Genomic DNA, 14,359 nt, shown 5'->3' with positions numbered 1-14,359 from the left:
TCCTCCTTATTGCCCGAATGCCGGCTCGGCGGCGACGCGGATGGCTTCGCGCGCGGCGGCGAACAGGGCGCCGGACTTGTGCTCGCATTCGCGCTGTTCGGCGGCGGGGTCGCTGTCGGCAACGATGCCGGCGCCGGCCTGGACATGCATCACGCCGTCCTTGAGCACGGCGGTGCGCAGGACGATGCAGCTATCGACCGAGCCATCGGGCGCGAAATAGCCGACGCCACCGGCGTAGGCGCCGCGCGTTTCGGGTTCGAGTTCGGCGATGATCTCGCAGGCGCGCACCTTGGGCGCGCCGCTGACGGTGCCGGCGGGAAAGCCGGCGAGCAGGGCGTCGACCGAATCGGCCCGCCTGGTATCGAGCTGGCCGACGACGTTGGAAACGATGTGCATCACGTGGCTATAGCGTTCGATCGTATAGCTTTCGGTGACTTTCACGGTGCCGGCAGCCGCGACGCGGCCCACGTCGTTGCGGCCCAGGTCGAGCAGCATGAGGTGTTCGGCGCGTTCCTTGGGATCGGCCAGCAGGCTTTCCTCGTTGGCGCGGTCCTCTGCCGGGGTGGCGCCGCGCGGGCGGGTGCCGGCGATGGGCCGGATGGTCACTTCGCCATCGCGGATGCGCACCAGGATTTCCGGGCTGGAGCCGATCAGGGCAAAGCCGGGCAGATCGAGGAAATAGAGGAACGGCGAAGGGTTGATCCGCCGCAGCGAACGATAGAGTGCCATCGGCGGCAGCGGGAAGCGCGCGGTGAAGCGCTGCGCCAGCACCACCTGGAAGATATCGCCGGCGGTGATGTAGTCCCGCGCGCGGGCGACCATTTCGCCATAGCGTTCGGGCGCCATCTGCGGCTCGCGCACCAGGTCGACCGTTTCGGGCAGACGCGGTTCGGCGGGCAAGGGGCCGTGCAGGCGGGCGAGTGCAGCGTCGATGCGGTCTGCGGCCAGCGCCAGCAGGGCCTGCGGATCGCCGCCTTCGGCCCAGACCGGGGCGACGGCGGTGAGTTCGTCGGTCAGGCGATCGAACACCAGCACGACGGTGGGCCGCACGAACAGCATGTCGGGCAGTTCGAGCGTGCTTTGCGCCGGACGCGGCAATTTTTCCACCAGACCGATGGTTTCATAGCCGAAATAGCCGACCAGGCAGGCGAGCGTGGGCGGCAGGCCTTCGGGCACGTCGATCCGGCAGCGTTCGACCAGCGCGCGCAGTTCGGCAAGGCTGTTGCCCGGCAGCGGCGCGAAGGCAGCCGGATCGGTCTGCCATGCAGTGTTGAGCTGGGCGGTTTCGCCCGTGGCGCGGAACACGAGATCGGGATCGAGCCCGACGAGGCTGTAGCGCCCGCGCACTTCGCCACCCTGCACCGATTCGAGCAGGAAATCGCCGCGTTCGGGCACGAACAGCTTGCGCGCGGCGCTGACCGGGGTTTCGCTGTCGGCGATCAGCTTGCGCCAGACCAGCGCCGGCTTTCCGGCCGCCAGCGCGGCGAGAGCCGCCGCGCTGTTTTCGGGCAGGGCGCCGGAGCTTGGCGCGGGACGCGACAGGATCGTGGTCATGGTCTTACTGGTTACCGACAAGCTTGGCGTTGAGCGCACGCAGCGCGGTTTCGTTGCGGGTCACGCCCACGGTGTTGCGGATGGCGACGCGAAGCTGCTCGGCCATCTCGCGGCCCATGTCGATGCCGAACTGCTTGCTGGCCTGGGCCAGGAACGGATCGCCGGCAGGGATCACGCCGGGCGTCACCGCCTTGAGCGAGACGACGTAGAAGCCGGCCTTGTTGGGCGCTTCGAGCGGCTTGGCCGTGCCCTTCGACATCGCGAAGAGCAGGACCAGCGGCGGGGGCAACTGGCGGCCGCTCTGCTGCATGGCGGCAAGCTGTTCGCGGGTGATGCCGATCGGCTGCGAGGGCGGCAGTTGCACGCCCAGGCCCTTGAGCGCGTCGGCCAGCGAGGTGCCCTTGGCCATCGCGGCGAGCACGGTGGCCGAAGCCTGCTTGGCCTTGGCCACGCCCTGCTCGGTGGCATAGTCGCGCGCCACGGCATCCTTGATCTGGTCGAGCGGCGCGGGCGCGGCCGGCGTGATCTGGCCCACGTCGAAGATCGCGATGCGCTTGCCATCGGCCAGCGGCGTCACTTGCGCTTCGCCTTCGTGCTCCATGGCAAAGGCGCCCTGAAGCAGCGCGGCAACGTCAGCCGGAGCCTTCTGGCCGGGCTGGCCGAACACGGTGCCATCGGCGGTAAGCGCCGGGGTGGTGGTCACGGTCACGCCCTGCGCCTTGGCCACGTCGGCGAGGCCGGTGTGGTTCTCGAACTGCTCTTCGAGGCGCGAAGACAGGTCGAGCAGCGCGGCGTGGCGCTTTTCGGTGGTCAGTTCGGCGACGAGTTCGGGCCGGGCCTGCTCCAGCGTCTTGCCGGCCTTCTTGACCACGGCGTCGACGCGGATCACGTGCCAGCCCAGGCCGCTCTTGGCCGGGGTGGCTACTTTGCCCTGCGCGGCGGCAAACACGGCGTCGGCCACGGCGGGCGAGCTTTGCGCGGCCAGCTTGTCGCGAGTCAGGTCGGCGATCTTGCTGGCGGCAAGGCCCTTGGCGCGGGCGGCTGCTTCGATGCTGGTACCGCCGGAGACTTCCGCCGCCAGAGCCTGTGCGGCCTGCTGCGTCGGCACGACGACTTGCGTCACGGTGCGGGTTTCGCTGGCGCCATAGACATCGGCCTTGGCCTTGTAGCGGGCGGCGATATCGGCATCGCTGGGGGCGGGCACGTTGGCCAGGGTCGCCTCGTCGATCACGGCATAGCGCAGGGTGCGGCGCTCGGGCTGCTGATAGCGGGCGGCGTTGGCCTTGTAATAGGCTGCGAGCACGGCATCGGACGGCTTGTCCTTGCCGGCAAAGGCCAGGCTCGGCAGGAAGGCGATGTCACCTTCGCGCTTTTCCTTGAGCATCGCGGCATAGCGCGCCACGGCCGAGGCGGGCATGGCATTGCCTTCCGACACCGGCGAGAGCACCTGGCGGGCGATCAGGCTCTGCGTGATCGACTTGCGCACGGCCGCGTCGGTCAGGCCGCGCTGGGCGAGGAAGGCGCGATAGACCGCATCGTTGAACTTGCCGTCCGGCCCCTGGAACGCCGCTTGCTTGGCGATCTCGCTGTCGACCAGGCGGTCGCTCACGCCCATCTGCGCGCTGGCGGCCCATTCCTGCATCGCGGCGCGATCGGCCAGGCCGGACAGCGCATCGTTGAGCACGCCCTGGGCCAGGAACTGCTTCATGGTGAGCGTGGGGTTCTGCTCCCGCTCCTGCTCGAAGGCAGAGGTGATCGTCTTGCCCAGCTCGTCCACGCCGACCTTGGCGTGGCCCACGGTGGCCGCTGCCTCGCTGCCGCTGGTCTGGCCAACGCGCAGGCCGGTCACGTCGGCGCCGGCAAAGGCCAGCGCGAGAAGGCCGATGAACACCAGGGCGAACAACGCGCCGATGCGGGAATGGATCAGTTTACGAAACAGCGAGAGCATGGGATGCGATCAAATCCGCCATTGACTTGGAAGCGCCTGCCTTAGGAGGCTTGAACCGATCCCGCAATGCCTGTGGATTGGGTATGGGCCTGTGGGCATGGCCAAAGGATTGTGGGCTTGGCGCCGCACCTTGCCGACATTCCGCCCGCTGGCCTGCACTTCATCGCGCGGGTCTTGCGCTTGCCCGGCAATTGCAGGCAAGGGGGCAAGAGGAATCGGGGTGGCACGCATCGTGTCCAGGCATTTGCCGGGGCGGCGCGGCCCGCATTCCATGGGGCATACAGCACGAGGGACAAAGCCAGCCATGGCGCAACGACCATATATCGTCGGCAACTGGAAGATGAACGGCAGCCGCGCCATGCTGGCCGAGGCCCGGGCCATCGACCGGGCGGCCGCGCGCCATCCCCAGGTGGATATCGCCCTGGCGCCGCCGTTCCCGCTGATCGGCCTGTTGCGCGAAGCGGTGACCGGCATCGGCGTGGGCGGGCAGGATTGCCATACCGAGGCCAAGGGCGCCCACACCGGTGACGTTTCGGCCGCGATGCTGGCCGATATCGGGGCGGATTTCGTGATTCTGGGCCACAGCGAGCGCCGTCGCGACCATGGCGAAAGCGATGCCCTGGTCCAGGCCAAGGCCGATGCCGCGCTGGCGGCCGGGCTGGGCGTGATCATCTGCGTGGGCGAGACGCTGGACGAACGCGATGTCGGGCGCGCGCTGGACGTGGTCGGCGGGCAGGTGGACCGCTCACTGCCGCAGGGCGAAGCCGCGCTGGAAGCGGCCATGGTCGGCAAGCTTGCCATTGCCTATGAGCCGGTCTGGGCGATCGGCACGGGCCGCGTGGCCGACGTGGGCGATGTGATCGCGATGCACGCGGCGGTGCGGGCGCGCCTGGTGCATGCCTATGGCGAGGCCGGCGCGCGGCCGCGCATTCTCTATGGCGGCTCGGTCAATGCCGGCAACGCCGCCGCGCTGCTGGCCGCGCCCGAGGTGGGTGGCGCGCTGGTCGGCGGGGCCAGCCTGACGGCCGACGCCTTCCTGCCGATCGTGGCGGCGGCGGGCGCGTCCGAGAGTTGAGCTCAGGATTGAGCCCCTTGCGCAAGGGCGCGTCGCGCCCTAAGTGCGCGCCAACAGTTTCAGGCGGAACCTCATGTCGCTTTTTATCTTCCTCACCATCGTCCAGGCGCTGATTGCAGCCGCACTGGTCGGCGTGATTCTTATCCAGAAGTCCGAAGGCGGCGGCCTGGGCGTGGGCGGTAGCCCGGCCGGCTTCATGTCGGCACGCGGTGCGGCCGATTTCCTCACCCGCATGACCTCGATTCTGGCGGGCCTGTTCGTGATCCTGAGCATCGTGCTCGCCGCCATGGCGGTGAACACCGGCGGCACCCGCACGCTCGACACCTCGTTGCAGCGCACGACCGATCCGCTGGCCGGCCAGGCCCAGCAGCCGGCTGCGGCTCCGGTGGCACCGGCTGCCGATCCCTCGGCAGCGGCGCCCGCCGCACCCGCCGATCCGCTCGGTGGTGCCGCCAAGCAGTAATACCGCGCAACGATGAAGCCAGGCGTTCCCGCCGCACAGGTGGGGACGCCGGTTTTGTTTTTGCGGGTTCTTGACGTGATCTCCTGTCGCGCCGCACTGCGGTGTACGGGATGTTACGGTTCGCCCCGCGCTTGGGGATGGTCCAGCCTTTTGGTGATGCCTTTTGGCGTCGCACCCCCTTGCGCTCCTGTCCCTTCTGACGCTAAGGCCCAACTCCCATGGCGCGGTACATTTTCATCACCGGCGGCGTGGTCTCCTCGCTCGGCAAAGGTCTCATGGCGGCAAGCCTCGCGGCGCTGCTCCAGGCACGTGGCTATCGAGTGCGGATCCGCAAGTTCGATCCCTATCTCAACGTCGATCCGGGCACGATGAGCCCGTATCAGCACGGCGAAGTCTTCGTGACCGACGACGGCGCCGAGACGGATCTCGACCTCGGGCACTACGAGCGCTTCACCGGCGTTTCCGCCCGCCAGGCGGACAACATCACTTCGGGCCGCATCTATCGCGACATCATCGCCAAGGAACGCCGCGGCGATTACCTGGGCGCGACCGTGCAGGTGATTCCGCACGTGACCGACGCGATCAAGGACTTTGCCCAGACCGAGACCGAAGACCTCGATTTCGTGCTGTGCGAGATCGGCGGCACGGTGGGCGATATCGAGGGCCTGCCGTTCATCGAGGCGCTGCGCCAGTTGCACAACGAGCTGGACCGCGACCAGACCTGCTTCGTCCACGTTACCCTGGTGCCCTATATCGCGGCCGCCGGTGAACTGAAGACCAAGCCAACCCAGCATTCCGTGCGCGAGCTGACCGGGCTTGGCATCCAGCCCGATATCCTGCTGTGCCGTTGCGAAAAGCCGCTGCCCGACAGCGACCGCGCCAAGATCGCGCAGTTCTGCAACGTGCGCAAATCGGCGGTGATTCCCGCGCTCGACGCCAGCAGCATCTATGCCGTGCCGTTGCAGTATCATGCCGAAGGGCTGGACGCGGAAGTGCTGCGCCACTTCGGCATGACCGCGCCCGAGCCGAACCTTTCGGTGTGGGACGATATCGTCGACCGCTACCAGAACCCCGAAGGCGAAGTGACCATCGGCGTGGTGGGCAAGTATGTCGGCCTGCAAGACGCCTACAAGTCGCTCAACGAAGCACTGGCGCACGGTGGCATGGCCAACCGCGTGAAAGTCAATGTGCGCTGGATCGACGCCGAACTGTTCGAGCAGGAAGACAGCGCGATTGCCGCCCATCTCGAACCGATGCACGGCATCCTGGTGCCCGGCGGGTTTGGCGAGCGCGGCTCGGAAGGCAAGATCGCCAGCGTGCGCTTTGCCCGCGAACGCGGCGTGCCGTTCTTCGGCATTTGCCTGGGCATGCAGATGGCCTGCATCGAAGGCGCGCGCAACACGGCCGGCATCGCCGAAGCCTCGTCCACCGAATTCGGCCCGACCAAGGAGCCGGTGGTCGGCATCATCACCGAATGGATGACCGCCGAAGGCCTGGAAAAGCGCGAAGCCGGCGGCGACCTTGGCGGCACGATGCGCCTGGGCGCCTATGAAGCGCATCTGGCTGGCAACAGCCACGTGGCCAGCATCTATGACGCCACCACGATCAGCGAGCGCCACCGCCATCGCTATGAAGTGAACGTCGCCTATCGCGAGGCGCTGGAGCAGGGCGGCCTGCGCTTTGCCGGCATGTCGCCCGACGGGCTGCTGCCGGAAATCGTCGAGCGGCCCGACCACCCGTTCTTCATCGGCGTGCAGTTCCACCCCGAACTCAAGAGCCGCCCGTTCGATCCGCACCCGCTGTTCAAGGGCTTCATCGCCGCAGCGGTGAAGCAGGCGCGGCTGGTCTGATCCTGTCTTGCGTGTGGCGCCCGGTCGGTTGCCGACCGGGCGCGCACCTCGCTTACTTGCCTTGCGGCGTGTAGGTCTTGCCCAGCCAGTCGAACGCGGGCAGCGCTTCGTGGCGCTTGATGTCGAACATCGCTGCGTTTTCCCAGCTTGAACCAGTGCCCCAGCGAGTCTTGCACTTGGTCGAAACCCAGTCCGGCGCCCAGTAGACCACGCCGTTGCCGCCGTTGTTGACCACGGTCTGGGTCAGGTCTTCCAGATACCTGCGCTGGCCCTGCGGGCTGACGGGATAGCCCGGGATGGCGCTGTCGGAGCCGAGCAGGTTGGTGGTGTCGTCGGCATGGTCGTCGGAAAAGGCATAGGCCGTCTCCACCACCCAGACTTGCGCGCCATAGCGGCGGTGGGCGGCGTCGATCACCTTGCCCAGGCCCGAGAGGTTGTACTTCGACCACTTGGAATAATAGCTGATGCCGATGATGTCGTAATCCAGCACCCCGGCGGCCGTGGCATCGTCGAACCACGGGATCACGTTTTCGGGCTGGGCAATGTGCAGCATGATCTGGATCGGCTTGCCGTGGGCCTTTGATGCTTCGCGCACGGCGCTGATCCCGGCATTGAGCAGGCGGGCATTGCGCACCCAGTCGATCGGCTGGTCCTTGGCGCCGCCCTGCATGGCCGCGTTGGTCTCGTTGCCGACCTGGACCATTTCCGGCAGTTGCCCGGCGGCGGCCAGTTTGTCGAGCACTTCGCGGGTGTAATCGTGCAGCGCCTTCACCTGGGCATCGGTGGAAAGGCCGGCCCACGCGGCGGGGGCGGGCTGCTTGTCGCCATCGGCCCAATCGTCGGAATAATGGAAATCGAGCAGGACGTTGAGCCCCGCCGCATGGGCGCGGGTGATCGTCTTGAGCACATCGTCATAGGCGCTGTAGTGCGTCCATGTCGGGTTGTTCCACAGCCGCACGCGCATCAGGTTGCCGCCATGCTGCTTGAGCAGCACGAACGGATCGGCGGGTTTACCATGGTCGAGGAACTTCGCCCCGCAAGCTTCCATCTCGTTGGTGAACGACAGGTCCGCGCCCAGGTAGAGCGGGGGCGGGGCAGGTGGAGCAGGTGGGGCAGCCATGGCCGAACTGGCCAGGAACAGCGAGGCGGAAGCGCAGAGCGCGCGGCGCAGCAGGGGCATAAAAAAGGGGCCTTTCGCGTCAGGCGTGGAACAGGAGGTCAAGGCTGGCAGGCTTGAGCCCCGCCGCGCTGACGGTGAGCCGGGCACCGCCCACCGTGCCGGTGCCTTGCACCAGCGCCTGGGCCAGGCCGTTGAAAGCGCGGCGCGTGGTGCCCTTGTCCGGCTCGGTGGACGTGGGATTGCCGTTGCCCAATCCGATCAGCCGCGCGGCGCCGGTCACGGCAAAGGTGAGCGGCGTGTCGGCCATGGGCACCAGCGTGCCATGGGCATCGACCACGTCCACGCGCACGGCGGCCAGATCGTCGCCATCGGCGGCCAGGCGCGTCCGCTCGGTCACCAGGCGCAGCGCGGCGGGCGCGCCGGCCGTCACGCGGCGGTCGCGGGCCACCAGCTTGCCCCGCGCATAGCCGCGCGCTTCCAGCGTGCCGGGGGCATAGGGCACCTGCCACGCGAGGTGGCCGTTTTCCGGCATAGCCTTGCGGCCCAGCGAGCGGCCATTGAGCAGCAATTCCACTTCCTCGGCGTTGCCGTGCGCCCAGACCTCGATCGGCTGGCCTTCGCGCCCGGTCCAGGTCCAGTGCGGCAGCAGGTGGACCAGCGGCTGGTCGCGGCGCCACCAGGCGCGGTAGTAGTAATAGTTGTCCTTGGGCAATCCGCACAGGTCCATCGCCCCGAAATAGCTGGAGACGCTGGGAAACTGCGGATAGGGCGTGGGCTCGCCGCGATAGTCGAAGCCGGTCCAGATGAAGCCGCCGGCAATGCCCGGCTCGGCGGCCACGATTTTCCACCATTCCTCGGCGGTGCTCGCCCACCACGGATGCTCGGTGTCATAGGCGCGCACCACGTGGGCGGCGGCATCGTTGGCATAGGCGCCGCGCGTGGCGACGGTGCTGCCGGTTTCGGTGCCGATCACCGGCTTGCCGGGATGGCGCTGGCGCCAGGCGGGAATCTTGTCGGTGCGATAGTTGAAGCCGACCACGTCCACCGCATCGGCCGCGCCGCCGTCCCAGCCCTGGTCCATCGCCTGGGTGGTCAGCCGCGTGGGATCGAGCTGCTTGCAGCGCGCCACGAGCTGGGCGGACAGGCGCCGACCACGCTCGGTGCCCTGGTGCCCTTCCTCGTTGCCCACCGACCACAGGATGATCGCGGGGTGGTTGCGCGATGACAGGATCATCCGCTCCAGTTCGTCCAGCGCTTCCGGGTTGGTGGTGTTGAGCCGGGTTTCGGCAATCATCATCATGCCGCTCGCGTCGCAGATATCGAGCAGGGCCTGGGCGGGCGGATTGTGCGCGCTGCGCCAGGCATTGGCGCCCATGCCCTGCGTCTGCGCCACGCGCCAGGCATGCAGGGCATCGGGAATGGCCGTGCCGACGCCGGCGTGGTCCTGGTGGTTGCACACGCCCAGCAGCTTCACCGGCTGGCCGTTGACGGCAAAGCCGCGCGTGCCGTCGAAGGCCAGGGTGCGGATGCCGAAGCGGGTTTCCACCCGGTCCACCTCTTGGCCATCCACCAGCACGGCGGTTTCCAGCGTGTAGAGATGCGGGGTCTGGGGCGACCACAGGCGCGGCGCGGGCAGGGCGAGCGAAGCCTTGGCCAGCGCTTGACCGCCCGGCGCCAGCGCGATGGCCTCGCTCGGCGCGATCGTGGTCGCTGTCGTGCCATCCGGCGCGATCACGCGATGGCGCAATTGCACGCTGCCGGCCGCTTCGGCTGCGTTGGCGAGCGTGGTTTCGATGGCGACCTGCGCGCCCCCGGCATCGACCGTGCTGCGCACCCAGGTGCCCCATTGCGGCACGTGCAGCGGCGCGGCGCTGACCAGGTCGACATGGCGATAGATGCCGGCGCCTTCATAGAACCAGCCTTCGCCCAGCGTGGCATCGACGCGCAGCGCCAACTGGTTGGGCGTGCCGTCATAGTTGAGGAAATCGGCGATATCGACGCGGAACGGGGCATAGCCCGAGGCGCTGCCACCGGCTTCATAGCCGTTGACGAAAACCTTGCAGTTGCGGAACACGCCATCGAATTCCAGCCAGATCGCGCGGCCCTTGTCACTGGCGCCGATCGGCAGTTTGCGGCGATACCAGCCCACGCTGTTCTGGGGGAAATCGCGGCCGATGGCGCGGAAGCCGTGCGCTGCCGCCATGTCTTCCTGGTCCTTGGCCACCGCCGCCTTGGGCGGGGCATAGGGCAGGTCCACCGCCCAATCGTGCGGCACGCGCACGGAAGCCCAGGCGCTGTCGTTGAAATCGGCCATGGTGGCGGGTGAGACAGCCTGGCCCGGCTTGGCATAGGTGCGCTGCCATAGCCCGAAATCGAAATCGCGCGCCATGTCTGCCGCATGGCCCAGGGCAAAGCGCCAGCCATCGGCCAGCCGTTCACGGCGGCGGGGCGAAGGCGATGCCGGTGTGATGGCCGTGGTCGCGGCTGTTGCAGCCAGCGCGGGCGTGGCACCGGTGGCAAGGCCAGCAAGGCCCAGAGCAAGGGCGGTGCGGCGGTCGGCAGTGGGGTTGGGGATCATCGTTCAGAACTCGAAATCGGGGCCGGTGGTCACAGCGCCGAGCAACAGGGCATCGGCCACCAGTGCCAGCGGGCTGGCGTCGGCATCGCTGGCGCGCCGCGCGATGAGATCGGCAAAGCGGCGATAGATACGGGGATATTCGTCGTTGCCGGATTCCTGGCGCAGCGTTCCGCCGATTTCCAGGCGATGGCCGCCCTCGCGCAGCACCAGGTCGCCATCGTCGGTCTGCACCACAATATCCCATTGCTGGTGGCCGGGTTGCAGGATCGAGAGATCGGCGGTGATCGGCGCGCCCGTGCTGCACCGCATCCGCACGTGCGCGTCGGTGGGCGACTGGCGATTGGCCGGGACGATCAGGTCGGCCCCTTCCACGCAGATGCCGGCGGGCAGGATTTCGGTCAGGATCGAAAAGGCGTTGATGGCCGGATCGAACACGCCAAAGCCGCCCTTGGCCAGCAGCCAGTCTTGCCCCGGATGCCACTGGCGCACGTTCTCGCGCCAGGCGATGTGCACGCTCCGAACATTGCGCGTGGCGAGCCAGGCGCGCGCGGCTTCCACCACTTCGCTTTCGCGCGAGTGCCAGGCGGCATAGAGCGTGACGCCGGCGCGGGCAGCCAGTTGTGCCAGGGCTTCGGCCTGGGTGGGGGCAGCGGCCGGCGGCTTTTCCAGCAGGACATCCAGCCCGGCGGCGATGGCCTGCCGGGCAAGGGGCACGCGCACCGAGGGCGGCGTGCACAGCGCCACGGCATCGAGCCGACCCGCTTCGCCCGCCAGCATTTCGTCAAGCCCGGCATAGCCGCGAACACCGTCGATGCGGTGGATCGGATCGGCCACGGCGACCAGGTCGAACCCGGAATTTGCCGTGATCGCGGGAAGATGCTGGTCGCGGGCAATCTTGCCCAGTCCCACCAGGCCCAGGCGGATCGGAGAAGGGGGCATTTTCAGGGTCCTCGCAAGCTTATCGGTGGCTCTTTACATTTATCATATATATATGGTTAGAGAGGTCAATGGGCGGGGATAGCGGCGGGGCAACGCGCGCCGGCCCATAAGAAGGCAAATGGAAGGAATGGCAGCGGTGGGCAACGATAACGGCAACAACGGCGGCGGCCTGGGTAAAGGGCTGCGTTCGCGCGCCTGGTTCAACAATCCCGAATCGGCCGACATGACCGCGCTCTATCTCGAACGCTATCTCAACTATGGCCTGACGATCGAGGAATTGCAGTCCGATCGTCCGATCATCGGCATTGCCCAGACCGGCAGCGATCTTTCCCCCTGCAATCGCCACCACCTGGTGCTGGCCAGCCGCGTGCGCGACGGCATTCGCGAGGCGGGCGGCATTCCCATCGAATTTCCGCTGCACCCCATCCAGGAAACCGGCAAGCGCCCGACGGCCGGGCTCGATCGCAACCTGGCCTATCTCGGCCTCGTCGAAGTACTGTTTGGCTATCCGCTCGATGGCGTGGTGCTGACCATCGGTTGCGACAAGACCACGCCCGCCGCGCTGATGGCGGCGGCCACGGTCAATATTCCCGCCATTGCCCTGTCGGTCGGGCCGATGCTCAACGGCTGGCATGAAGGCAAGCGCACCGGCAGCGGCACGATCGTGTGGAAAGCGCGCGAGATGCTGTCCAAGGGCGAGATCGATTTCAAGGGGTTCATCGAACTGGTCGCCAGCAGCGCGCCCTCGACCGGCTATTGCAACACCATGGGCACGGCCACGACGATGAATTCGCTGGCCGAAGCCCTGGGCATGAGCCTGCCCGGCTCGGCGGCGATCCCCGCACCGCACCGCGACCGGCAGGAATGCGCCTATTACACCGGCAAGCAGATCGTCGAAATGGTCGCGGCCGATCGCAAGCCGTCCGACATCCTGACCAAGGCCGCGTTCCTCAACGCCATCCGCGTCAATTCCGCGATCGGCGGATCGACCAACGCGCCGATCCACCTGAACGCGATTGCCCGCCACGTCGGCGTGGACCTGACGCTGGAGGACTGGGAAAGCCACGGTGCGGACATTCCGCTGCTGGTCAACCTGCAACCCTCGGGCGAATACCTGGGCGAGGACTATTTCCGCGCGGGCGGCGTGCCGGCGGTGATGGGTGAACTCGCCCGCGCCGGGCTGCTCGACGGCAGCGCGCTGACCGCCAATGGCAAGACCGTGGCCGACAATGTCGCCCATGTGCAGATTGCCGATGAAGACGTGATCCGCCCGCTCGACCGTCCGCTCAAGCTCGCCGCCGGGCTCACCGTGCTGGGCGGCAACCTGTTCGACGCGGCGGTGATGAAGAAAAGCGTGATCAGCGACCAGTTCCGCGCGCGCTATCTGTCCAACCCCGATGATCCCGAAGCGTTCGAGGGGCAGGTCTTCGTGTTCGACGGGCCGGAAGACTATCACGCGCGGATCGACGATCCCGCGCTGGGCATCGACGAGCGCTCGATCCTGGTGATCCGGGGCGCCGGGCCGATCGGCTATCCCGGTGGCGCCGAAGTGGTCAACATGCGCCCGCCCGCCGCGCTGATCCGCGCGGGCGTGGACGCGCTGCCGTGCCTGGGCGACGGGCGCCAGTCGGGCACTTCGGGCAGTCCCTCGATCCTCAATGCCAGCCCCGAGGCGGCCGTGGGCGGCGGGCTGGCCATCCTGCGCGATGGCGATCGCATCCGCGTCGATCTCAAGACCCGCAGCGTCAACCTGCTGGTCTCCGATGCCGAACTGGCCGAGCGCCGTGCCGCGCTGGCCGCCGAGCCGTTCCGCTTCCCCGAAGACCAGACCCCGTGGCAGGCGCTCAGCCGCAAGATCACCGGGCAGTTCGCCGGTGGCGCGGTGATCGAGGACGCCGTACGGTTCCAGAAGGTTGCCCAAGTCTATGGAGTGCCCCGTGACAGCCACTGATACCATTCAAGTAGTGCCCGTGGCGCGACCGGGCGCGATGCACACCCGCGATCTGCTGGGCGAAGGGCTGCTGTGGTCAGCCCGCCAGCAGGCGCTGTTCTGGGTGGACATCATCGGCCAGCGAATCAACCGGCTGGACCTGGCCAGCGGCCTGGTGGCCGAATGGGACGTGCCCGACATGATCGGCTGGGTGCTGGAGCGCGAGAGCGGGCCGGGCTTCATCGCCGGGCTGCGCGGCGGCTTTGCCACGATCACGCTCGAACCGTTTTCCTGCGTGCTGATCGGCGCGCCGGAACCCGATCTGCCGCGCAACCGCATGAACGATGCCATGGTCTGCCCGCGCGGCAGCATCTGGGCCGGCACGATGAACATGGACGGGGAAACGCCCACTGGCCATTTCTACCGGCTCGATCCCGATCTGTCGTGGAGCCGGGTGGACAGCGGCTATCGCATCGCCAATGGCCCGGTGCTCTCGGCCGATGGGCAGTGGCTCTACCACACCGACAGCGCGCTGGGCCGGGTCTATCGCTTTGCCTATCGCGGCGATGGTACGCTGGGCCCGCGCGAGACGTTCCTGGACTTTCCCGAAAGCTGGGGCTCGCCCGATGGCATGACCATCGACAGCCAGGGCGGCATCTGGATCGCACACTGGGGCGTGGGCTGCGTCAGCCGCTTCCTGGCCGATGGCACGCGCACGCACTGCATCGACCTGCCGGCCAGCCAGATCACCAACCTGGCCTTTGCCGGGGAAAATCTCGATCGCCTGTTCGTCAGTTCCGCCGCCGATGGGGTGGACGAAGCGCAGGGCGGGGTGCTGTTCGAAGTGACCGGTACCGGCTTTCGCGGCTGCCCCACGCCGCGTTTCGGCGGCTAGGGCAGGG

10 protein-coding genes are annotated in these 14,359 nt (G+C 67.8%); 5 read left to right on the top strand and 5 right to left on the bottom strand.

Annotated features, from left to right (window positions below):
• Nucleotides 1-6: 6 nt before the first annotated feature.
• Together trpE and IE191_RS04565 are read right to left on the bottom strand one after the other, a co-directional pair.
• On the bottom strand, nt 7-1,554 hold the full coding sequence (trpE, locus tag IE191_RS04570; protein ID WP_191323180.1) for an anthranilate synthase component I: 1,548 nt from the start codon (nt 1,552-1,554) through the stop codon (nt 7-9).
• Nucleotides 1,555-1,558: 4 nt separating this feature from the next.
• Complete coding sequence (locus IE191_RS04565) at nt 1,559-3,502, bottom strand: peptidylprolyl isomerase (protein ID WP_191323179.1); 1,944 nt, start codon at nt 3,500-3,502, stop codon at nt 1,559-1,561.
• 304 nt (nt 3,503-3,806) lie between these two features.
• Between IE191_RS04565 and tpiA the strand changes: the two genes are divergently transcribed.
• The 3 genes from tpiA (at nt 3,807) to pyrG (ending at nt 6,890) form a co-directional block, all read left to right on the top strand.
• Nucleotides 3,807-4,577 carry a triose-phosphate isomerase gene (gene tpiA, locus IE191_RS04560; protein ID WP_191323178.1) on the top strand — a complete coding sequence of 257 codons (771 nt, stop codon included), beginning with the start codon at nt 3,807-3,809 and terminating at the stop codon, nt 4,575-4,577.
• A 73-nt stretch (nt 4,578-4,650) separates the two neighbouring features.
• Nucleotides 4,651-5,040: a preprotein translocase subunit SecG gene (gene secG, locus IE191_RS04555; RefSeq protein ID WP_191323177.1), complete on the top strand. Its 390-nt coding sequence runs from the start codon at nt 4,651-4,653 to the stop codon at nt 5,038-5,040.
• A 218-nt stretch (nt 5,041-5,258) separates the two neighbouring features.
• A complete protein-coding gene (gene pyrG / locus IE191_RS04550; RefSeq protein ID WP_191323176.1) occupies nt 5,259-6,890 on the top strand; it encodes a CTP synthase in 1,632 nt (543 codons plus the stop codon).
• Nucleotides 6,891-6,942: 52 nt separating this feature from the next.
• Here pyrG and IE191_RS04545 read toward each other — a convergent pair whose 3' ends face one another.
• From IE191_RS04545 to IE191_RS04535, 3 genes are read right to left on the bottom strand one after another with little or no spacing between them, the layout of a single operon-like run.
• Complete coding sequence (locus IE191_RS04545) at nt 6,943-8,070, bottom strand: glycoside hydrolase family 53 protein (RefSeq protein WP_229815102.1); 1,128 nt, start codon at nt 8,068-8,070, stop codon at nt 6,943-6,945.
• 19 nt (nt 8,071-8,089) lie between these two features.
• A complete protein-coding gene (gene galA, locus IE191_RS04540) occupies nt 8,090-10,588 on the bottom strand; it encodes a beta-galactosidase GalA (protein WP_191323175.1) in 2,499 nt (832 codons plus the stop codon).
• A gap of 3 nt (nt 10,589-10,591) precedes the next feature.
• On the bottom strand, nt 10,592-11,527 hold the full coding sequence (locus tag IE191_RS04535; RefSeq protein WP_191323174.1) for a Gfo/Idh/MocA family protein: 936 nt from the start codon (nt 11,525-11,527) through the stop codon (nt 10,592-10,594).
• 223 nt (nt 11,528-11,750) lie between these two features.
• On the opposite strand from IE191_RS04535, the gene IE191_RS04530 reads away from it, so the two are divergent.
• The gene (locus tag IE191_RS04530) at nt 11,751-13,478 is read left to right on the top strand and encodes an IlvD/Edd family dehydratase (protein WP_229815119.1); all 1,728 of its coding nucleotides are present in this window, start codon (nt 11,751-11,753) and stop codon (nt 13,476-13,478) included.
• On the top strand, nt 13,465-14,352 hold the full coding sequence (locus IE191_RS04525) for an SMP-30/gluconolactonase/LRE family protein (protein WP_229815101.1): 888 nt from the start codon (nt 13,465-13,467) through the stop codon (nt 14,350-14,352). The genes IE191_RS04530 and IE191_RS04525 overlap by 14 nt, the downstream gene beginning before the upstream one ends.
• Nucleotides 14,353-14,359 lie beyond the last annotated feature (7 nt).

Origin of the sequence: Novosphingobium pokkalii, from assembly GCF_014652855.1 — a bacterium.
In the GTDB taxonomy this organism is placed as follows: Bacteria; Pseudomonadota; Alphaproteobacteria; order Sphingomonadales; family Sphingomonadaceae; genus Novosphingobium; species Novosphingobium pokkalii.
This window is presented reverse-complemented; position numbering and strand designations above follow the sequence as displayed.

Bases quoted from the DNA above. Each gene is read 5' to 3' on its own strand.
- tpiA (WP_191323178.1), top strand. From the start codon at position 3,807: ATGGCGCAACGACCATATATCGTCGGCAACTGGAAGATGAACGGCAGC.
- galA (WP_191323175.1), bottom strand. From the start codon at position 10,588: ATGATCCCCAACCCCACTGCCGACCGCCGCACCGCCCTTGCTCTGGGC.
- IE191_RS04545 (WP_229815102.1), bottom strand. From the start codon at position 8,070: ATGCCCCTGCTGCGCCGCGCGCTCTGCGCTTCCGCCTCGCTGTTCCTG.
- IE191_RS04535 (WP_191323174.1), bottom strand. From the start codon at position 11,527: ATGCCCCCTTCTCCGATCCGCCTGGGCCTGGTGGGACTGGGCAAGATT.
- pyrG (WP_191323176.1), top strand. From the start codon at position 5,259: ATGGCGCGGTACATTTTCATCACCGGCGGCGTGGTCTCCTCGCTCGGC.
- trpE (WP_191323180.1), bottom strand. From the start codon at position 1,554: ATGACCACGATCCTGTCGCGTCCCGCGCCAAGCTCCGGCGCCCTGCCC.
- IE191_RS04565 (WP_191323179.1), bottom strand. From the start codon at position 3,502: ATGCTCTCGCTGTTTCGTAAACTGATCCATTCCCGCATCGGCGCGTTG.
- IE191_RS04530 (WP_229815119.1), top strand. From the start codon at position 11,751: ATGACCGCGCTCTATCTCGAACGCTATCTCAACTATGGCCTGACGATC.
- secG (WP_191323177.1), top strand. From the start codon at position 4,651: ATGTCGCTTTTTATCTTCCTCACCATCGTCCAGGCGCTGATTGCAGCC.